Source organism: Luteimonas sp. A482, from assembly GCF_054072655.1.
This window is the reverse complement of the sequence record NZ_JBSVRO010000003.1, coordinates 342,776-361,160: the sequence shown is the minus strand read 5'-3', so window position 1 is coordinate 361,160 and position 18,385 is coordinate 342,776. Positions and strand designations below refer to the sequence as shown.

Annotated in this window: 20 protein-coding genes; 11 read left to right on the top strand and 9 right to left on the bottom strand. The window is 71.0% G+C overall.

The window, feature by feature from the left end; all coding sequences use genetic code 11:
* Position 1: 1 nt before the first annotated feature.
* From ACW5DW_RS12305 to ACW5DW_RS12295, 3 genes are all read right to left on the bottom strand, one after another.
* Positions 2-1,519: an alpha/beta fold hydrolase gene (locus ACW5DW_RS12305; RefSeq protein ID WP_457019213.1), complete on the bottom strand. Its 1,518-nt coding sequence runs from the start codon at positions 1,517-1,519 to the stop codon at positions 2-4.
* On the bottom strand, positions 1,516-1,716 hold the full coding sequence (locus ACW5DW_RS12300; protein WP_457019212.1) for a helix-turn-helix transcriptional regulator: 201 nt from the start codon (positions 1,714-1,716) through the stop codon (positions 1,516-1,518). The genes ACW5DW_RS12305 and ACW5DW_RS12300 overlap by 4 nt, the downstream gene beginning before the upstream one ends.
* A 277-nt stretch (positions 1,717-1,993) precedes the next feature.
* The gene (locus ACW5DW_RS12295) at positions 1,994-2,758 is read right to left on the bottom strand and encodes a ferredoxin--NADP reductase (RefSeq protein WP_457019211.1); all 765 of its coding nucleotides are present in this window, start codon (positions 2,756-2,758) and stop codon (positions 1,994-1,996) included.
* A gap of 90 nt (positions 2,759-2,848) precedes the next feature.
* Here ACW5DW_RS12295 and ACW5DW_RS12290 point away from each other — a divergent pair, with 90 nt between their 5' ends.
* Genes ACW5DW_RS12290 through panE form a run of 3 tightly spaced genes read left to right on the top strand, consistent with a single transcriptional unit; the run spans position 2,849 to position 5,546 of the window.
* Complete coding sequence (locus tag ACW5DW_RS12290) at positions 2,849-3,808, top strand: ABC transporter ATP-binding protein (protein ID WP_457019209.1); 960 nt, start codon at positions 2,849-2,851, stop codon at positions 3,806-3,808.
* A 5-nt stretch (positions 3,809-3,813) separates the two neighbouring features.
* Complete coding sequence (locus tag ACW5DW_RS12285) at positions 3,814-4,614, top strand: ABC transporter permease (protein WP_457019272.1); 801 nt, start codon at positions 3,814-3,816, stop codon at positions 4,612-4,614.
* The gene (panE, locus tag ACW5DW_RS12280; protein WP_457019208.1) at positions 4,614-5,546 is read left to right on the top strand and encodes a 2-dehydropantoate 2-reductase; all 933 of its coding nucleotides are present in this window, start codon (positions 4,614-4,616) and stop codon (positions 5,544-5,546) included. Before ACW5DW_RS12285 ends, panE begins: the two co-directional genes overlap by 1 nt.
* A 173-nt stretch (positions 5,547-5,719) precedes the next feature.
* Here panE and ACW5DW_RS12275 read toward each other — a convergent pair whose 3' ends face one another.
* Positions 5,720-5,875, bottom strand: a complete 156-nt coding sequence (locus ACW5DW_RS12275; protein ID WP_457019207.1) for a hypothetical protein — start codon at positions 5,873-5,875, stop codon at positions 5,720-5,722.
* 89 nt (positions 5,876-5,964) lie between these two features.
* Between ACW5DW_RS12275 and ACW5DW_RS12270 the strand changes: the two genes are divergently transcribed.
* Positions 5,965-6,252: an OmpA family protein gene (locus ACW5DW_RS12270; RefSeq protein WP_457019206.1), complete on the top strand. Its 288-nt coding sequence runs from the start codon at positions 5,965-5,967 to the stop codon at positions 6,250-6,252.
* Here the strand turns inward: ACW5DW_RS12270 and ACW5DW_RS12265 are convergent.
* Positions 6,234-7,364 (bottom strand): hypothetical protein, encoded by a 1,131-nt coding sequence (locus ACW5DW_RS12265; protein ID WP_457019205.1) that lies wholly within the window; start codon positions 7,362-7,364, stop codon positions 6,234-6,236. The genes ACW5DW_RS12270 and ACW5DW_RS12265 overlap by 19 nt on opposite strands.
* Positions 7,365-7,495: 131 nt before the next feature.
* Between ACW5DW_RS12265 and ACW5DW_RS12260 the strand changes: the two genes are divergently transcribed.
* The 5 genes from ACW5DW_RS12260 to ACW5DW_RS12240 all read left to right on the top strand — a co-directional run bounded on the left by ACW5DW_RS12260 (position 7,496) and on the right by ACW5DW_RS12240 (position 11,900).
* Entirely contained in the window at positions 7,496-8,035 is a 540-nt protein-coding gene (locus ACW5DW_RS12260; RefSeq protein WP_457019204.1) for an ECF-type sigma factor, read from the top strand.
* Positions 8,036-8,221: 186 nt separating this feature from the next.
* Positions 8,222-8,743 carry a hypothetical protein gene (locus ACW5DW_RS12255; RefSeq protein ID WP_457019203.1) on the top strand — a complete coding sequence of 174 codons (522 nt, stop codon included), beginning with the start codon at positions 8,222-8,224 and terminating at the stop codon, positions 8,741-8,743.
* Positions 8,744-8,748: 5 nt separating this feature from the next.
* Complete coding sequence (locus tag ACW5DW_RS12250; protein WP_457019202.1) at positions 8,749-8,973, top strand: hypothetical protein; 225 nt, start codon at positions 8,749-8,751, stop codon at positions 8,971-8,973.
* A gap of 4 nt (positions 8,974-8,977) precedes the next feature.
* On the top strand, positions 8,978-11,629 hold the full coding sequence (locus tag ACW5DW_RS12245; RefSeq protein WP_457019201.1) for a protein kinase domain-containing protein: 2,652 nt from the start codon (positions 8,978-8,980) through the stop codon (positions 11,627-11,629).
* A gap of 127 nt (positions 11,630-11,756) precedes the next feature.
* The gene (locus tag ACW5DW_RS12240) at positions 11,757-11,900 is read left to right on the top strand and encodes a YadA-like family protein (protein ID WP_457019199.1); all 144 of its coding nucleotides are present in this window, start codon (positions 11,757-11,759) and stop codon (positions 11,898-11,900) included.
* Positions 11,901-11,963: 63 nt separating this feature from the next.
* On the opposite strand, the gene ACW5DW_RS12235 is transcribed toward ACW5DW_RS12240, so the two are convergent.
* On the bottom strand, positions 11,964-12,767 hold the full coding sequence (locus tag ACW5DW_RS12235) for a TatD family hydrolase (RefSeq protein ID WP_457019198.1): 804 nt from the start codon (positions 12,765-12,767) through the stop codon (positions 11,964-11,966).
* A gap of 112 nt (positions 12,768-12,879) precedes the next feature.
* On the opposite strand from ACW5DW_RS12235, the gene hrpB reads away from it, so the two are divergent.
* Both hrpB and ACW5DW_RS12225 read left to right on the top strand, forming a co-directional pair.
* The gene (gene hrpB / locus ACW5DW_RS12230; RefSeq protein WP_457019197.1) at positions 12,880-15,366 is read left to right on the top strand and encodes an ATP-dependent helicase HrpB; all 2,487 of its coding nucleotides are present in this window, start codon (positions 12,880-12,882) and stop codon (positions 15,364-15,366) included.
* Positions 15,367-15,589: 223 nt separating this feature from the next.
* Positions 15,590-15,955 (top strand): hypothetical protein, encoded by a 366-nt coding sequence (locus ACW5DW_RS12225; protein ID WP_457019196.1) that lies wholly within the window; start codon positions 15,590-15,592, stop codon positions 15,953-15,955.
* A 166-nt stretch (positions 15,956-16,121) separates the two neighbouring features.
* On the opposite strand, the gene ACW5DW_RS12220 is transcribed toward ACW5DW_RS12225, so the two are convergent.
* The 3 genes from ACW5DW_RS12220 to ACW5DW_RS12210 all read right to left on the bottom strand — a co-directional run bounded on the left by ACW5DW_RS12220 (position 16,122) and on the right by ACW5DW_RS12210 (position 18,293).
* Positions 16,122-17,222: a hybrid sensor histidine kinase/response regulator gene (locus ACW5DW_RS12220; protein ID WP_457019194.1), complete on the bottom strand. Its 1,101-nt coding sequence runs from the start codon at positions 17,220-17,222 to the stop codon at positions 16,122-16,124.
* A 99-nt stretch (positions 17,223-17,321) separates the two neighbouring features.
* Entirely contained in the window at positions 17,322-17,876 is a 555-nt protein-coding gene (locus tag ACW5DW_RS12215; protein ID WP_457019271.1) for a pseudouridine synthase, read from the bottom strand.
* Between the two features lie 12 nt (positions 17,877-17,888).
* Positions 17,889-18,293 carry a PPC domain-containing protein gene (locus tag ACW5DW_RS12210; protein WP_457019192.1) on the bottom strand — a complete coding sequence of 135 codons (405 nt, stop codon included), beginning with the start codon at positions 18,291-18,293 and terminating at the stop codon, positions 17,889-17,891.
* Positions 18,294-18,385: the final 92 nt, after the last annotated feature.

Below are 18,385 nucleotides of genomic sequence, written 5' to 3'. Positions count from 1 at the left end.
GTCACGGCTCCCAGCCGTAGTTGCCGGCGAAGGGCGGCTGCGCGGACAGGCGGTCCAGGCAACCGGCATCCATTGCATGGGCATCGGTGGATTCGATGAACTGGGCGAACAGCTTGGGCATGCAGCCGCTGCCCAGCACGCTGTGGCCCTGGCCCGGCAGCACCAGGTGGCGTCCGTTGGGCAGCGTCTCCACCACTTCGTCGCCGTAGCGCGGCGGTGTGACCGGATCGAGTTCACCACTGATCGCAAGCACCGGCACCTCGCCTGACAGCGGCGAGCGGAAGCCTTCACTGCGTACGCCCTTCGGCCACACCGCGCACTGCTGCTGCATGAGGTCCACCAGCAGGTTGCCGAGCACGGTTGCGTCGTCGTCGGCGGCACTGCGGAACTCGGCGGCATCCTCGCTGCAGCTCACCGACAGGCCCATGCCCATCGCCATCGAGTCGTTCATCTGCGACGACAGCATGCGCGACTGGGCGAGCAGGCTTTCGTAGCGCTGCTGGGCGGCTTCGTGCAGCAGCAGCGGCAAGGTGGCCGCCATCGACGGCTGGTAGGCGTACATCCGCAGCAATCCGATCAGATGACCGTCGCGCGGTACCTCCTCGCGCCATTCGCCCGAGACCGGGTCGCGGTAGCGCACCGGCGCGATGCCGCCGGCCTGCAGCCGTTCGCGCACCAGGGTCAGCTGCTGGCGCGGATCGCCGAGGTTGGTCAGGCAGGCCTCGCTGGCGCGGCAGCGCTGGAACTGCGCATCGAGCGCGTCCTCGAGGTTGCGTGCGTGGTCCTGCCCGAGCACCAGCGAGTTCGGCGCCACCGAGTCGAGGACCAGGCTGCGGGTGTGCTGCGGATAGGCGGCGGCGTACTGCTGGGCGACGCGCGTGCCGTAGGAGATGCCGACCAGGTTGATGCGCTCGACCCCGATCTTCTGCCGCACCAGGTCGAGGTCGCGGACGTGGTCGCCGGTGGTGTAGAAACGCAGGTCCGCGGTTTTCTGCAGGACGTCGCGGCAGGCCTCGGTGAGCCGGACCACCGCCTCGGGCGTCTCGTTCTCCGGATTGGCCAGGACCTCGTCATCCATGAAGCCGGGGCAGTGCAGCGGGTTCGAGCCGCCGGTGCCGCGCGCGTCGACCAGGACCACGTGGCGGTTGCGCCGCACGTCGGAAAACGCGCCCTCCACCATCGGGAAACTCTCGATCGCCGACTGGCCGGGCCCGCCGGCGATCATGTAGATCGGGTCGGCCTCGGCCATGCCCTTGGCCGGGACCAGTGCGATCGCCAGGTCGATCATGCGGCCGTCCGGCGCGGCATGGTCCTCGGGCACGGCCAGGGTCGCGCACTGCGCCTCGACCGAGCTGCCGCCGGGCCCGGCCAGCGCGCAGGGCTCGAAGGCGAGCGCGCCGTAATGCAGGCTGCCCTGCGCATCGGCGCGCGGACCGGACTGCTGCCGCGGACCGCCGTCGCAGGCCGCCAGCAGCAGGCCTGCGGCGAGCAGGGACAGGGGAAACAGCGGGGACTTCATGCAGGTGCCTCCGGGAAGAAGATCGATTCGATGCTGGTTTCAAACACGGCGGCGATGCGGAACGCGAGCGGCAGGCTGGGATCGTACTTGCCGGTCTCGATGGCGTTGACGGTCTGTCGGGATACTTCCAGACGTTCGCCCAGCTGCGTCTGTGACCAGCCGCGCGCCTCGCGCAGTTCGCGGACCCGGCTTCTCATCGCCGGCTCCGCGCCGCCGGGCCCTGGCGTGGCAGCAGCAGTGCGGCGGAACCCGGCACGACGGCGGTCGCGACCAGCACGCGGCAGGGGCTCACCACCATGGCGGCGACCCCGGCTGGGGCGGGGAGAAGCGGGGTTCGATCCGGCAGGCGTGCATGCTGGGGTGTCAAGGGTGCTTGACAGGCAGGATGTGCGGGAGCGACGTTGGTGTCAAGCGAGCTTGACAGGGAAATCCCGAGCCGACTCGCGGCAGTGATGCCGAGGGGTGCCGCCGCCGCTACTTGCTGCTGACGTACTTCTCGCGGCGGATCTGCGGCACTGCCAGCCCCGCTTCCTTCAGCGCCTCGAAGCAGGCATCGACCATGTTCGGATTGCCGCAGAGGTAGGCGATGTCGGTCGCCGCATCCGGCGCGAACTCGGCGAGGAACTGCTGTACGTAGCCGTGGCGCACGTCGTCATGCGCCTGCGGCGAACCGACGACTGGCAGTTCGCGCGAGAAGCAGGGCACGAAGCGAAATGCGGGATTGCGCTGCGCGAATGCGCGGAACTCGTCGCCGTACAGCAGCTCGTCCGGCGTGCGCGCGCCGAACAGCAGCACCACTTCGATTCCGCGCTCGGCGATCGCCTTCTCCAGCAGCGGCAGCATCGCGCGATACGGCGTCACGCCGGTGCCGGTGCCGATCAGCACATAGCGACGGTTGGCATCGCCCGGCATCAGGCAGAAGCGTCCGAACGGGCCGCTGGCCTGGACGGTGCTGCCTTCGTCCAGGCCCTCGAACAGCGCGGTCGCCGCGCCACCGGGCACGTAGCTCACCGCGATCTCGACCGCATCGCCCGCCCCCAGCGCATGGTCGTGGATCGTCGCCAGCGAGTACGAGCGCTTGGTCGGCGTGCCGTCGGCGTACTGGAAGTGCACCTGGATGAACTGGCCGGGGATGTAGTCCAGCGGCTGGCCGTCATCGCGGCTAAACGTGAGGTGCGCGACCGAGGGCGCAAGCATGCGCCGACCGGTGAGTTTGAGCGGGAACTGGACGATGGCCAAATCGGGAATGGGACGGTGCGGCCCGGGAGTGGGCCGATGGGCCGCCTATACTAACGGCTTGCCGCGAATCACGCGGTCAAGGCCCACGCGATGATCCCAGAATCCCAAGCGGCCCCGGGCGCGCCCGCGCTGCGGATCCGCGACCTCCGCAAGACCTACGACAACGGCGTGCAGGCGCTCAAGGGCGTCTCGCTGGACGTGCATCCGGGCGATTTCTACGCCCTGCTCGGCCCCAACGGCGCCGGCAAGAGCACCCTGATCGGCATCATTTCCTCGCTGGTGAACAAGAGCGGCGGCGAGGTCTCGGTGTTCGGCATCGACCTGGCCACCGATCGCGGCGCGGCCATGCGCCAGATCGGCCTGGTGCCGCAGGAAATCAACTTCAACATGTTCGAGAAGCCGCTCGACATCCTGGTCAACTACGCCGGCTTCTACGGCGTGCCGCGCGCGCAGGCGCTGCTGCACGCGGAAGAAGAGCTCAAGCGCGCCTTCCTGTGGGACAAGGCGGGGCAGATGAGCCGCACGCTCTCTGGCGGCATGAAGCGGCGGCTGATGATCGCGCGGGCGATGATGACGCGGCCGCGGCTGCTGATCCTCGACGAGCCCACCGCCGGCGTCGACATCGAGATCCGCCGCGACATGTGGCGCGTGCTGCGCGAGATCAACGCCGCAGGCACCACGATCATCCTCACCACCCATTACCTGGAGGAAGCCGAGTCGCTGTGCCGCAACCTGGCCATCATCGACCACGGCCGGATCGTCGAGCAGGGGCCGATGCGCGCGCTGCTGGCCAAGCTCGACGTCGAGGGATTCCTGTTCGACGTCCAGGGCGCGCTGCCGGCGACGCTGCCGGAGATCGAGGGCGCCACCCTGGTCGCGCTCGACGACCACACGCTCGACCTCGACATGCCGCGGGCGATGGACCTCAACCGCGTGTTCGCCATCTTCGATGCGGCCGGCATCCGCGTGCGTTCGATGCGCACCAAGTCCAACCGCCTCGAGGAGCTGTTCGTGCGCATGACCGCCAGGCCGCAGGAGCAGGCCGCTTGAACGCCATCTCCCGCACCAGCGTCGCATCCGCCGACAGTGCGCGCCGCAACCGGATCGCGCTGGCAACGGTCGCGCGCCGCGAGATCATGCGGATCCTGCGCATCTGGAGCCAGACCCTGGTGCCGCCGGCGATCACCATGGTGCTGTACTTCCTGATCTTCGGCCAGCTCATCGGCGCGCGCATCGGCGACATGGGTGGCTACACCTACATGGAGTTCATCGTCCCGGGCCTGGTGATGATGAGCGTGATCCAGAACAGCTACGGCAACATCTCCTCGAGCTTCTTCGGCGCCAAGTTCGGCCGCCACGTCGAGGAGCTGCTGGTCAGCCCGATGCCGGGCTGGGTGATCCTGGGCGGGTATGTCGCCGGCGCGGTGGCGCGCGGGCTGATGGTCGGCGTGGTCGTGCTGTGCATCGCGATGCTGTTCACCGACGTGCGCATCCCGCACCCGCTGGTCACGCTGAGCACGGTGCTGCTGGGCGCGACGATCTTCTCGCTGGCCGGCTTCGTCAACGCGATCTACGCCAAGAAGTTCGACGACGTGGCGATCGTGCCGACTTTCATCCTGACCCCGCTCACCTATCTGGGTGGCGTGTTCTATTCGATCCAGCTGCTGCCCGGCTGGGCGCAGGCGGCGACCCACGCCAACCCGATCTTCTACATGGTCAACGCGTTCCGCTACGGCCTGCTTGGCACCAGCGACGTGCCGCTGTGGATCGCCTACGCGCTGATGCTGTTCTTCGTCGTGGCGCTGGGCGGGCTGTCGCTGTGGCTGCTCAAGCGCGGCGTGGGGCTGCGCAGCTGATGCGCGTGCTGGTGCTCGGCGCCGGCGGCACCGGTGGCTACTTCGGTGGGCGGCTGGCGCAGTCGGGCGCCGACGTCAGCTTCCTGGTGCGTCCGACGCGTGCCGGGGAGCTGCAGCGCGATGGGCTGCGTATCCGCAGCCCCCTGGGGGATGCCGACGTCGCCGCGCGCACGCTGACCGCGCAGACACTGGCCGCGGCCGTGGCGCAAGCGCCGTTCGACCTGGTGGTGCTGAGCTGCAAGGCCTACGACCTGGAGGGCGCGATCGACGCCGTCGCGCCGGCGATGGTCGATAACACCAGCCTGATGCCGATCCTCAATGGCCTGGTCCACTACGACGCGCTCGACGCCCGCTTCGGCCGCGACACGGTGCTGGGCGGGCTGTGTTTCATCAGCGTGGTCAAGCACGACGACGGCAGCATCGCGCACCTGGGCCGGCCGGCCTCGATCACCTTCGGCGAACGCAGCGGTGGCACCAGCGCGCGCGTGGACGCCTTCGCCGCGCTGTGCGCGCAGGCGGGCATTGATCACCGGGCCAGCGACGACATCGCGCAGGAGCAGTGGATCAAGTTCAGCTTCCTTGCCACGCTGGCAGCGGGAACCTGCCTGATGCGCGCCAGCGTCGGCGACATCGTCGCCTGCGACGGCGGCGCGGCGTTCATGGCCGCACTGCACGGGGAATGCCTGGCAGTGGCCGCCGCCGAAGGCCAGCCGGTGCCGGACAAGGCACGCGGCATCGCCCGCGCCAGCCTGGTCGACCCCGCATCGGAGGTGAAGGCCTCGATGCTGCGCGACCTCGAAGCCGGCGGCCGCGTGGAAGCGGCGCATATCGTCGGCGACATGCTGCGGCGCGCGCAGGCGGCGGGCATCGACGCACCGCGCCTGCAGGCGGCGTGGGTGCACCTGCAGTGCCACCAAATCGCGATCGGATAGCCTCGCCTGCACTGGGTCGAAGACGCGGCCTGGGACGGGCGCCTGGGCATCGAGCGCGAGCGCCGCCGCGACAAGGAATTCTCGGCGCTGGAGCTGCGCCGCAACCTCGAAGCGGTGCTCGAGCAGGCGGGCGCGCACAAGGTCTTCGACGGCCCGCTGCTGCGCGACCTGTACTACGGCCAGCTCGAGCAGGAGATCGGCCAGGGCTTCATCGACGGCGTCAACCTGGACGCAAAAATGCCGACCTCGGTGTACGTGATCCGCCAGCCGGGTCGTACGGTCTGGGTGCAGCTGTCGATCGACACGCAACAGGCGGCGATGGTGGTCATCGACCAGCGTCCGTTCGAGCAGAGCGCGCATTGGGGCGACGCGTTTCCCTGGCTGTCGACGCCCGCCGGCTATGGCGGCGCATCCAGGCTTGGCGCAGACCGCGGCGCTGCTGCCGGCCGATGCGCTGAAGCAGCAGCTCGACGCCGCTGGCCGGGTCGCGATCCAGGGCAACTTCGCGGTCGACAGGGCCGAGATCCTGCCCGACTCGCAGCCGCAGATCGAACAGGTGCTGGCGCTGCTGAAGCAGGCGCCTGCGCTGCAGCTGTCGATGGAAGGGCATACCGACGACAGCGGCGGCGCCGCGCACAACCGCGCGCTGTCGCAGGCGCGCGCGGCGCGTGGGTCCCGCCCGCTGCCTTATTTCAAGGTGAGGTAGGTCGCCGACCACTGCATCGGATCGCCTGCGTTGCCGTCTTGGAACAGGGCCGCGCCGCGGCCGTCGCTGTTCAGTCCCAATCCGAGCAGGTGGTGGTCGCTGTTGGTGAAGGTGAATTCAAAGCCCTGCAGCGCATCGATGCGGGCGTTGGCCGGCAGGGTCGAGCGGGTCCGATCGGTCCCTGTGAGCCCGCCGCGGCTGGCCACCTGGCTGTTGGGGATCCAGGCGTACTGCACGCTGACGCGATAGCCGCGGTACTGCCCGGAGGCCTGCCTGATCGCGCGGTTGGCGGCGCCGGTGCCGCTGACCACGCTGCCCACTTCCAGCAGGCCGGGCAAGGGCACCAGCATGCTGGCGGCCATCGCACCGAGGCTGGCCTCCAGGCCGCGGAAATCCAGGCCCTGGTCGTCGGTCAGCGAGACGCGGGCGACGTTGCGCTCCGGGTCCAGCCAGACGGCGATGTTGCGCAGGTTGGCGTCGCTGCCGTTGGCGCGGCGGAACTCGAAGCCCGACAGCACCAGGGTTGAATCCGCCGGCCTGGCGCCGGGCAGGCGGATGTCGAACTTGCCGCCGCCATCGGCCGTGACCTGCTGCACCTTCGCGCCCGGCAGCGAGGTCAGCAGCACGCGGCCGCCGAACGGGTCGTCGCCGTTCTGGTCGGCCAAGGCCAGGCGCACGAAGCGATCCTCGCCCAGCAGGCCGATGCGGCGCAGCTTGTGGTCGCCGTTGAGGAAGCGAAGTTCGAACCCGGCAAGCGCCCAGCCTCCGGGCAGCGGCTTGTCGATCGCGGCCGCCCCGCTGTCGCGCAGGCCCTGGATCTGGGCGCGGTGCAGCTCGAGATGGCCGCGCGGCGGCGGTGCTGCCACCCGGCTCCCCCGCGTGGGCGCCACCACCGCACCGCTGTGCCGGGTGGGTACCACCACCCGCGTCACCGGCCGCTGCGGCGGCGGCTTGACCTGCACCTGCGACCGCTCCGGCGGCGGGGTCACCTGCACCCCGGACCGCGCCGGCGGTGGTGTGACCTGGACCTGGGCGGCAGCGGGCAGGCCTGCGGCCAGGCACAGCAGCAGGGTGGCGGACAGGTGGGAGGGGCGCAGCGGCAGGACGGTCATGGAGTACTCCGGCAGAGAGGATGGTCCCCAGCACATCCGCAGACGACAGCCCGCGACTGCCACCCGCCACCCGGCGGCAATTTTGGCTACCCTGTAATCCGGGCCTGCGCCCGGGCATGGGACTGCCGCGCATGGGGAACGAGATCACGCAGTTGCTGGAGCGGGTCAGCGCCGGCGAGCCCGGGCAGCTCTCCGAAGTCTTCGAGCGGCTCTACCCACAGCTTCGCCAGATTGCCGCGGCGCGCCTGCATTCGGGCGAACGCACGCTGACGCCGACCGTGCTGGTGCACGAGCTGTACCTGCGCGCGACCAGCGGCGAACCGCTCACCGCCAGCAGCCGCCGCCATTTCTTCACTACCGCGGCCAAGGCGATGCGCTGGATCCTGGTCGACCACGCGCGCCGCCGCGCCGCCGGCAAGCGCGGTGGCGATCTACTGGAGGTGACCCTGACCGAGTCGCTGCCCGGCGCCCAGGCGCCCGACGTACTCGGGGTGCACGAGGCACTCGAAGCGCTGGGCGAGATTGCCCCGCAGCAACGCGACATCGTCGAGCTGCACTATTTCGGCGGGCTCGAGTTTGTCGAGATCGCGGGCCTGCTCGAGGTCTCGGAGCGCACGGTCTACCGGCAGTGGCAGCGGGCACGCGCGTTCCTGCACGCCCAGCTGGAGTAAGCCGCCATCGGCCGGCATGCGCTTGGCAGCGGGCGGCTGGCGCCATTCCCGAATGCGCTGCGCCTGGGATCGGCAAGTGGCGTGGCAACCGCGGCTCCGCGCCGGTGCACCTGGCAGCCGCAGGGCGTAGTTTGCGGATGCCCCGCAGGTTGCCGGCAATCCGGCCGGACCTGACTGGAGGACGCGATGAAGAGCGAGACGAGGATCCCCCGCCTGCTGCTGGTCTTGGCTGCGACCGTGGCCGCGCCCCACGCGGCGGCGGGCGATGCCTGCCTGGCCGGCGACTGGAGCCCGGTGGGCAACGGTGCGGCCGAGTGGATGCAGCGCCAGGTGCCGGGGATGAAGATGGCCGTCACGGAGCAGGTGGCAACCCTGCACCTGGGCGGCGACGGCAGCTACAGCCTGGGCGCCCAGCTGCGCGCGGAAGCCGGCCAACAGGGGCGCAGCGCACGCAGCGACGGAACGTTCTCCGCGCAGGGCCGCTGGACCAGTGCCGACGGCAGACTCACGCTGGTCCCCACGGCATCGGACACCGAGGGCAGGGTCGAGATGCGCGCCGGCGACGGACGCTCCACGGGCTTTGCGCTGCCCAGGTCGACGGCGCAGACGACCGTCCACGAGTACGCCTGTTCGGGCGACACGCTTGAAACCCGGATGCCGATTCCGGGCAGCGCCCATCCCATCGTGCAGCGCTACCAGCGGCGATGAGGGCAATGGCGCCGATGCGGTGCAGCCGCCGTGTGATCCGGCGCGCGCGGCAGGAGATGAACCTGGACGGCACCCCGGTTGAGGACGAGGCTGCTCACCTTCTGGTCGACGGCGTGTTCGACCCGCAGGCCTGCTGCGCATACCTCGACCTGCAGGGCGATCCCGCCGCTCATCGACAGCGCGCACTGTGCCTTTGTCTACGCGCGGGCACCGCCCCGATGGCCACCTGAGCTCATGGACGCAAACCACATGGCGGCATGGCGCGAGGCCGACCGCATCCTCGATCAGTTGCTCGACCTGCCGCCCGAACAGCGTGCGGCGGCGCTGGCGGCGGCGACGCCCGACGCGGAGTTGCGCGCCATGGTCGAGCGGCTGCTGGCCGCGCATGCCAGCGGCAGTGGCCCGCTCGGTGCCCGGCCCGACCTTGACGGCCTGGATCCAACCGGCGACGGCGCCGTCGGCAGGCGGCTGGGCCGCTGGCGACTGCGCGAGGAGATCGGCCGCGGCGGCATGGCCGCGGTGTATCGCGCAGAGTCGGAGGAGGCGCCCGTCGGACAGCTGGCCGCGGTCAAGGTGTTGACCCTGGGCGCGCTGGCCGCGGGTGGCCATGACCGGTTCCTGCGCGAGCAACAGCTGCTGGCGCGCCTGCGCCATCCCGGCATCGTGCCGCTCTACGAGGGCGGCGTGGCCGCGGATGGAACCCCGTGGCTGGCCATGGCGCTGGTCGATGGCAAGCGCATCGACACGTGGTGCCGCGAGCACGCCGCGGACGTGGACACGCGCATCGGCCTGCTGCTGCAGGTCGCCGGCGCGCTGGCGTACGCCCACCGCAACCTGGTCATCCACCGCGACATCAAGCCGTCCAACGTGCTGGTCGACGAGGATGGACACGCGCGACTGCTGGATTTCGGCATCGCCCGCCTCGCCGACGAGCTGGAGCCCGAGCGCACCGCCACCGCCCTGCGCGCGCTGACGCCGCAGTACGCCGCACCGGAGCAGTTCACCGGCGGTGCGCCCGGAACCGCAATGGACGTCTACGGTCTTGGCGCACTCGCCTACTGCCTGCTTGCCGGGCAGCCGCCGCACGGCGGAGGCGAGCGCGGCACCGAGCGCCCGCCGCCGCCATCGCGCGTCAGGCGGCCGCAGCGACGGCGCGGCACGGCCACCCGCGGGTCGTGGGAACGGCGGCTGCGCGGCGACCTCGACACCATCGTGATGAAGGCCCTGGCCGAACGCCCCGAGGACCGCTACCCCAGCATCGAGGCGATGGCTGAGGACCTGCAGCGCTGGCGGCAGCGACGTCCCGTCCGCGCCCGGGCGCCGAGCCTGGGCTACCGCCTGGGGCGGCTCATCGCCCGGCGGCGCGCCGCCGCCGCTGCGCTGCTCGCATTCCTGGTGCTTGGCGCCGCCGCTGCCGGGCAGATCGCCATGCAGCAGCACCACGCCCGCGAGCAGGCCGCGCGCGCGTCGATCGTCCGCGATTTCCTGGCCGACGTACTGGCCTCGAGTGATCCTTCGGAGGGCGAGATCCCCAACGCGCTGGACATACTCGAAACCGGCTCCAAGCGCGCCCGCGAGGAACTCCGTGCGACCAGCCCGTTGGCTGCGGCCGACGTGCTGGCCATCACCGGCAGCGCGCGCAATGCGCTCAACGATCTGGACGGCGCCGAAGCGGACCTACTGCAGGCGCTGGAGATCCTCGAGGGCCTGCCGGAGCCGTCGCCGCCGGAGCTGTCGCGGGTGCACTGGAGCCTGGGCGTGCTCTACAAGATGCGCGGCACGCGTCGTTCGCTCGAGCACCATCTCGCCGCCGTGGAATGGCAGGCGAAGTGGGACGCGCCGCCCGAGGAGCGCGTCAGCGCCGCTGTCGCACTCGCCAGTGCCTGGTCCAGGTACGGCCAGATGGCAGAGGCCGAGCAGCGCCTGCGCGCGGTGCTGCTCGAAATCCCGCAAATGGGCATCGAAGGCACCCAGGTGCACATGGACGCCCTGAACGCGCTGACCTCGGTGCTGGCGCGCAGCAACGGGCCGCTGGAGGAGCGGATCGCCCTGCACGAGCAGCGCGTACAGGTTGGCCGCGTGCTGTATGGCGCCGACAACGGCTGGTACGCCTATACCCTGGCCGATACCGTCCCGACCCTGCGTCGGGATGCGCGATCGCTCCCGCGGGCCGAGGAAATGGCGCGCGAAGCGGTGGCGATCACCGGGCGGATCTACGCACAACCGCACATGTTCACGGCGGTGGCGAGCTGCAACCTGGGCGCGCTGCTTGCCCAGAGCGGACGGATGCAGGAGTCGCTCGAACATTACTCGCACGCGATCGGGGTCGACGAGCAGCTCCAGCGGAACGACCTGCACGCCCGCTCCTGCCGCTTCGGCCGCGCGTTCGCGCTGGCGGCACTGGGCAAGGCCGATGCGGCCAGCGACGACCTCGCCGAGGATCGCCGGATGCTGACGGTGCTGGAACTGCAGCGCTCGGCGGAGTGGATGAACAACTGTGCCCTGGACGCGCTGCTCCAACTCGGTGCCGGCGCGCCTGCGGACGCTGCCGCCAAGCTTGCCTCGTGCCAGGACCAGCATGCTCCGGCGGACAGCGAGCCCGTTCCGCTGTTCGCGCTCGCGCGTGCGGAGGTCCACATCGCGCAGGGCGATGCCGCCGCCGCAGCCCCCATCCTGGCGGGATTGCGCGAGACCTTGCCAGCCGGTGAGGTGACCAGGCGCTGGCTGCGGCCCTGGCTGCTGTCGGTCCACGTCGCCAAGGAGACCGGCGACGCTCCGCTCGAAGCGCGCCTGCGTGCGCAGCTGCAGCCGCACATGGCCGATCAACCGGCCCGCCCCTGCCTGGATGCCAGCGACCTGGCCGCGGCATGCCCGGCGTTTCCATGAGGTCCTGAGCGGGCCTGGCCGGGTGATCCCGGCGCAGTCGCCCGCGACCGCCGCGTGCCCCGGACGCGCCGGCCGGCGACACGACAAGCCGAGGTGGCAGCTGACGCCCCGGGGCTGGCGCATCGCCGTGGGCGCCGGCTTCAACGGCGGCGAGCAGGCGCTGTCGATCGGCTACGGCAAGCGCATCGGCCAGCGCGCCTCGTTCCCGGTGGGCGGCGCTTTCAGCGGCGGCGAGCGCTCGGGCGGCATCGGCTTGGGCATCGACCTCTGACAGCGCGCCGCGGGATCGCGGCGCCGGCCACCCGGCGCCGCAGTCCGCCCGGCTTTGCGCCGATCAGCCGGCCGCTGCGCCGGGCAGGCGGAAGAACGCGCTGGCGGTCGCGGTGGTGGTCGCCGCGGTGGTCTCCACGGCCTCGCCGCGATCGCGCGCGAGTTCCTCGACGATATGCGGCAGGAAGGCCGGCTCGTTGCGCCGGTCCTTCGGCATGGGCTTGAGCGTGCGCGGCAGCAGGTAGGGCGCGTCGGACTCGACCATCAGCCGGTTGGCCGGGATGTTCTTCACGATCTCGCGCAGGTGCTGCCCGCGGCGCTCGTCGCACAGCCAGCCGGTGATGCCGATGTGCCAGTCCTGGTCGAGGCAGTCGAACAGCTCCTCGCGCGTGCCGGTGAAGCAGTGCACCACCGCCGGGCCGAGCTGGCCGTCGAACTGCTTCATGATCGCCAGCAAATCCGCATGCGCATCGCGCTGGTGCAGGAACAGCGGCTTGCCGGTGTCGACGCCGATCTGCAGCTGCCGCTCGAACGCCTTGCGCTGCGCGGGTCGCGGCGAGAAATCGCGGAAGTAGTCCAGCCCGCATTCGCCCACTGCCACGACTTCCGGATGCGCATGCAGCGCGCGCATTTCCGCGTCACATTCGGGCGTGTACTCGACCGCGTGGTGCGGATGCACCCCGACGGTGGCGAACCATTCGCCGGGACGGGTGCGCGCCAGCTCGAGCGCAGCCGGCGAGTGCTCGCGGCTGGCGCCGGTGAGGATGGCGCGGCCCACGCCCGCCTGGCGCGCGCGCTGCCAGACCGCATCGCGGTCGTGGTCGAAGCTGTCGTGGGTGAGGTTGAGTCCGATATCGATCAGTTCCATGCGCCCATTGTAGGAGCGGCTTCAGCCGCGAAGGCTCTCCCCCTCGCGCCGGGCCCCCGGGCAACGCATCGCGGCTGAAGCCGCTCCTACAAGCCGCTCCTACAATGGGGCGATGACGTTCCCGATCACGCCGCTGCTGCCCGACGTGCTGCGCAGCCTCGACGCGCATCCGCGGCTGGTGCTGGAGGCGCCGCCGGGTGCCGGCAAGACCACCCAGGTGCCGCTGGCGCTGCGCGATGCGCCGTGGCTGGGCGGCGCGAAGATCGTGATGCTTGAGCCGCGTCGTGTCGCGGCGCGCAGCGCGGCGATGTTCATGGCCCGGCAGTTGGGCGAAGAGGTCGGCGACACGGTCGGCTATCGCATCCGGTTCGAGCGCCGCGTCTCTGCGCGGACCCGGATCGAGGTGGTCACCGAAGGCATCCTCACCCGCATGATCCAGGACGATCCGTCGCTGGAGGGCGTCGGCGCGCTGTTGTTCGATGAATTCCACGAGCGCCACCTGGCCGGTGACCTCGGCCTGGCCCTGGCGCTCGACGTGCAGGCCGGGCTGCGCGAGGACCTGCGGCTGCTGGTGATGTCGGCCACCCTCGATGGCGAGCGGCTGGCGGCGTTCCTGGATGCGCCGCGGCTGTCGAGCGAGGGGCGCAGCTTTCCGGTGCGCATCGAACACCTCGCCACGCGCCGCGACGAGGCGCTGGAAGCGCAGGCCCGGCGCGCGGTCGAACACGCGCTGGCGCAGCATCCGGGCGACGTGCTGGTGTTCCTGCCCGGGCGGCGCGAGATCGCGCGCCTGGCGATGGCGCTGGGCCGTCAAGCCGACGTCGAAGTCCTCGAACTGCACGGCGACCTTCCCGTCGACCAGCAGGCGCGCGTGCTGCAGCCGGCGGGCGACGGCCGCCGCCGGGTGGTGCTGGCGACCAATGTCGCCGAGTCGAGCGTCACCCTGCCCGGCGTGCGCGTGGTGATCGACAGCGGCCTGGCGCGCGAGCCGCGGCACGACCCCAACAGCGGATTTTCGCGACTCGAGACGGTGGCGATTTCGCAGGCCTCGGCCGACCAGCGCGCCGGTCGCGCCGGTCGCGTGGCGGAGGGCTGGGCTTATCGGCTGTGGCCGCAGTCGCAGCGGCTCGAACCACAGCGTCGTCCCGAAATCGCGCAGGTCGAACTCGCCTCGCTGGCGCTGGAGCTGGCCGCCTGGGGCAGCGACGCACTGCGCTTCGTCGACCCGCCGCCGCCCGGGCCGATGGCCGCCGCGCGCGAGCTGCTGCAGCGGCTCGACGCGCTGGATGCGGACGGCAGGATCAGCGCGCAGGGCCGGCGCATGCTCGCGCTGGGCACGCATCCGCGGCTGGCGGCGATGCTGTTGGCGGCGCGCGACGACGGCGCGCGCGCGCTGGCCTGCGACCTCGCCGCGCTGGTCGAGGCGCGCGATCCCCTGCGCAGCCGCAGCGACGGCTGGCGCGAGCGCTGGCTGGCGCTGGCGGCGTTCCGTCGCAACCGCGTCGGGCCCGACGCCCATCGCGCCACGCTGGCGACGATCGACGCGGCCGCGCGCCAGTGGCGCCGTCGCCTCGGCCGCGATCCGGGGCCTGCGCCGGATGCGCCAGCGCACGCACTCGGCGGCCTGCTCGCGCATGCCTTTCCCGACCGCATCGGCCGTCGCCACGGCAGCGATCTGCTGCGCTGCCAGCTGGCCAACGGACGCATGGCGCGCCTGGCCGAGGACAGCAGCCTGCGCGGCGAAGCCTGGATCGTGGCCAGCGAGCTGCGCTTCGAACACCGCGATTCGCTGCTGCTGCGCGGCGCGCCGGTGGACGAGGCGCTGCTGCGCGAGACCTTCCCCGAGCGCTTCATCGAACGCGACGAAGTGCGCTGGGACGCCGCGCGCCGCGCCCTGGTCGCCGAACGCGTGCGCCGCTTCGATGGCATCGTGCTGGACGCCCGCCCCGCCGGTCGCGTCGATCCTGCGCGGGCCGCGCAGGCGCTGACCGATGCGGTGGCGAGCCTCGGGCTGGACGCGCTGCCCTGGAGCGACGGCCTGCGCCAGTGGCGCGCACGCGTGCAGTCGCTGCGCGCGTGGATGCCCGGGCTGGGCCTGCCCGATCTTTCCGACGGCGTGCTGTTGGCCAGCCGCGATGCCTGGCTGCGGCCGCTGTTCGCGGGCGCCACCCGCATCGATGCGCTGTCGGAGGAAGCGCTGGGCGAAGGCCTGCGCGCGCGGCTGGACTGGGACCAGCGCCAGCAGGTCGAGCGCCTCGCGCCGTCGCGCATCCGCGTGCCCTCGGGCATGGAGCGCCGCATCGACTACGCGCTCGAACACGACGGCAGCCCGCAGCCGCCGGTGCTGGCGGTGAAGCTGCAGGAGCTGTTCGGCCTGGGACAGACGCCCGCCATCGCCGATGGCCGGGTGCCACTGACCCTGCACCTGCTCTCGCCTGCCGGCAGGCCGCTGCAGGTCACCCGCGACCTGCGCGGGTTTTGGGAGCGGACGTGGCCGGAGGTGCGCAGGGAAATGAAAGGGCGGTATCCCAAGCATCCGTGGCCCGAGGATCCATGGAATGCGGTGGCCACGCATCGGGCGAAGCCGCGGGGGAGCTGAGAATTGGCGAGTCACTGGTATCGCCCGTGGCGACGGTGCGACAGGCCGGAGGCGGTTGGCGCTGCGCTGCGCGGCCCGAGGATCCATGGAATGCGGTGGCGACGCATCGGGCGAAGCCGCGGGGCAGTTGAGCGATTGGCGACAGCTGACGCGCGCCGCGAATCACGCCGCAGCTACGTTTCCTGTCGCACACTCCACCCGTAGCGCAACCCAGGACACCCCTATGACCAGACTCGATTCGATTTCCGACAGGGTGATGGACCTCGTCGGCCAGGTGGGCGACAGCATCCGTGACGGGATGCCGACCCGCGCCGGCACCCTGCTGCAGACCGGTGCGGCGCTCGGCATGGCCAAGACCGGCTCGCGCGTGGCCGGGCACTTCGTCCGCCGCCATCCGGCGTGGCTCGTGGCCACGGTGGTCGGTGCGGGCGCCGCATGGTATGCGGTCCACCGCTATCGCAAGAAGCAGGCCGCCGGGCAGACGATCGATGGACAGGCACGCAGGGTCGAGTCGCGCCGCGCGCCGGGCAAGTCGGCACCGCGCACGCAACGCAAGGCAGGCACCGAGAGCGCCGGATCGGGCGAGTAAGCAACCTGTCGTGACGACGCGCGGCGGGCATCGGCAAGGTGCGCGCCGCCGTCTAAGGGGCAACGCTGAAAAGTACCGTTTGTCATTCCGAACGCAGTGAGGAATCTCGGAAATCAGGAGCAGAGACTTCTCGCTACGCTCGAAATGACAGTTTTTCAGCGTTGCCCTAAACCGCCTGCCGAAGCTCCAGCACGAACGACGCGCCGCCGCCGTCGCGGTCTTCGTAGCGCAACTCACCGCCCGACGCCGCCACGATCTGGCGCGCAAGCGACAGCCCCAGCCCCGTGGACGCAGCATCGGTCGCCGCGTCGCCGGTGCTGATCCGGAAAAACGGCGTGAACAGCGACGAATGCTGGCTCTCGGGAATACCCGGGCCGCGGTCCTCCACGCGCAGCTGCCAGTAGCCCGGTGCGCTGGGCCGCAGCACGAGGTCGATGTCGCTGCCCGGCGCGTACTTGATCGCGTTGCTGATCAGGTTCTCGCAGACCTGGCGCAGTACCAGCGCATCGATCGCCACCGATGTCTGCTCCGGCAGCTCGTCGATGCGCAGTCGTGAACCGCGCTCCTCCAGCTGCAGCGCGTAGCGCTGCTCGATCCACTGCGCCAGTTCGGTCAGGCAGGCGCGCGCCGACGCGTCGTCCGCGCGCGGACGGGCCGAGGCCTGGGTTTCCAGGTAGCGGCGGATGTAGTCCAGCGCATCCTCGGCGCTGTCGCGCACCATCTGCAGGTAGCGCGGGATGCGGTCCTCGCGGGTCTGCCCGGTGATCAACAGGTCGCTGGCGAAGAAGATGCTGGTCAGCGGGTTTTTCAGGTCATGCGCGACCAGGTTCACCAGCTCCTGGCGCTCGTGCGCCACGCGCTCGAGCCGGTCGCGGGTGAGCTTGAGGCCGATGTGGGCCTGCACGCGGGCCAGCAGTTCCTCGGGCATGAACGGCTTGGTGACATAGTCCACCGCGCCCGAATCGAAGGCGCGCAGCAGCAGCTCGCGGTCGTGCGCGGCGGTCAGGAACACCACAGGGACCGAGGACCAGTCCGGATTCTGGCGCACCTCCTCCAGCAGTTCGAAGCCGTCCATGCCGGGCATCATCATGTCCAGCAGCAACAGGTCGGCGCCCTGGCGCTCGAGCAGCTGCAGCGCGTCGGCGCCGCTTTCGGCGGTGTGCACCGTATAGCCCTGGCGCGACAGCAGCGCGCTGATGACGCGAAGGTTGGATGGCTGGTCGTCGACGACCACTACCCGCCCCGCCATGGTCTTCGCTGTCGGCATCTGCGCGCGCGAGTCCTTTCAATGCCGGCATGCCGCAATGGCTGCCGGCCGGTCACGTTATCAGACGGGCGGGCAGGGCCGGAACCCGGCCCGTTCAGTTTAGTGAAGAGCGCTCTGGAACGGGTCGATCTCGCGCCACTGGCCTGGCGCCAGGCCGTCCAGAACATGGTTTCCAATCGCCACCCGCACCAGCCGCAGCGTCGGCAGGCCGACCGCGGCGGTCATGCGCCGCACCTGCCGGTTGCGCCCTTCACCGATCACCAGCCGCAGCCAGGCGTCAGGCACGCTGCGCCGGTAGCGCACCGGCGGATCGCGCGGCCACAGCGTCGGCGCTTCAATCAGCGCCGCCTGCGCCGGGCGGGTCGGGCCATCGTTGAGGTCGACGCCCTCGCGCAGCCGCTGCAGCTGCTCCGGCGATGGCGCGCCTTCCACCTGCACCAGGTAGGTCTTGGGCTGCTTGTGGCGCGGATCGGTGATGCGGTGCGCGAGCGCGCCATCGTCGGTCAGCAGCAGCAGGCCTTCGCTGTCGTGGTCGAGCCGGCCGGCCGGATACACCCCGGGCGGCAGCCCGAATTCCGCAAGCGTGCGCCGCGGCGGCACGCTGCGGTCGGTGAACTGGCACAGCACGCCGAATGGCTTGTTGAGCGCGATCAGCGCCACGCCGGCCTAGTCGTCGCTGATCACGCTTGCGCGCACGCTGTAGCCACCCACGTGGCCTTCGCCCATCGGCAGTGAATTCACGCGCACGGTGTAGCTGCCGGTCTCCGGCGCGGTCACCACCAGCAGCGCGTTGGTGCTGCCGTCGTCGCGGTCGTCGTTCTCGCCCAGCTGGTCGCCGTCGGGGCGGAACACGATCACCACCGGATCGAAATCCCCGGACTTCACCGTCACCGCGACCAGCTGGCCCTGCTGCAGGCGCAGGCTGTAGTCGTGGCTGCGGCCACCGCGGTCACTGGGCCGGTCGGTGGCGAGCAGCTGGCCCTGCACGGTCGTGCCGACCGACAGCGGCTGGGCGGCGATGGCGGGAACTGCGGCGGCGGCGAGGCTCAGGGCGAGGAGGGTCTTGCGCATGGGATTCCTGTCGAGTGGGTGCGCGCGTCGATCGGCTGCCGCGGCGCGGCAGTCGCTCAGGCCGGTCGATGAGCGGCGCATAGCTTAGTGGG

Excerpts from the sequence above, each read along its gene's own strand:
- ACW5DW_RS12255 (WP_457019203.1), top strand. The coding sequence starts at position 8,222 with ATGAAGAGCGAGACGAGGATCCCCCGCCTGCTGCTGGTCTTGGCTGCG.
- ACW5DW_RS12220 (WP_457019194.1), bottom strand. The coding sequence starts at position 17,222 with ATGCCGACAGCGAAGACCATGGCGGGGCGGGTAGTGGTCGTCGACGAC.
- ACW5DW_RS12265 (WP_457019205.1), bottom strand. The coding sequence starts at position 7,364 with ATGACCGTCCTGCCGCTGCGCCCCTCCCACCTGTCCGCCACCCTGCTG.
- ACW5DW_RS12225 (WP_457019196.1), top strand. The coding sequence starts at position 15,590 with ATGACCAGACTCGATTCGATTTCCGACAGGGTGATGGACCTCGTCGGC.
- ACW5DW_RS12260 (WP_457019204.1), top strand. The coding sequence starts at position 7,496 with ATGGGGAACGAGATCACGCAGTTGCTGGAGCGGGTCAGCGCCGGCGAG.
- ACW5DW_RS12245 (WP_457019201.1), top strand. The coding sequence starts at position 8,978 with ATGGACGCAAACCACATGGCGGCATGGCGCGAGGCCGACCGCATCCTC.
- ACW5DW_RS12305 (WP_457019213.1), bottom strand. The coding sequence starts at position 1,519 with ATGAAGTCCCCGCTGTTTCCCCTGTCCCTGCTCGCCGCAGGCCTGCTG.
- ACW5DW_RS12235 (WP_457019198.1), bottom strand. The coding sequence starts at position 12,767 with ATGGAACTGATCGATATCGGACTCAACCTCACCCACGACAGCTTCGAC.
- ACW5DW_RS12210 (WP_457019192.1), bottom strand. The coding sequence starts at position 18,293 with ATGCGCAAGACCCTCCTCGCCCTGAGCCTCGCCGCCGCCGCAGTTCCC.
- ACW5DW_RS12300 (WP_457019212.1), bottom strand. The coding sequence starts at position 1,716 with ATGAGAAGCCGGGTCCGCGAACTGCGCGAGGCGCGCGGCTGGTCACAG.
- ACW5DW_RS12250 (WP_457019202.1), top strand. The coding sequence starts at position 8,749 with ATGGCGCCGATGCGGTGCAGCCGCCGTGTGATCCGGCGCGCGCGGCAG.
- hrpB (WP_457019197.1), top strand. The coding sequence starts at position 12,880 with ATGACGTTCCCGATCACGCCGCTGCTGCCCGACGTGCTGCGCAGCCTC.
- ACW5DW_RS12290 (WP_457019209.1), top strand. The coding sequence starts at position 2,849 with ATGATCCCAGAATCCCAAGCGGCCCCGGGCGCGCCCGCGCTGCGGATC.
- panE (WP_457019208.1), top strand. The coding sequence starts at position 4,614 with ATGCGCGTGCTGGTGCTCGGCGCCGGCGGCACCGGTGGCTACTTCGGT.
- ACW5DW_RS12275 (WP_457019207.1), bottom strand. The coding sequence starts at position 5,875 with ATGACCACCATCGCCGCCTGTTGCGTGTCGATCGACAGCTGCACCCAG.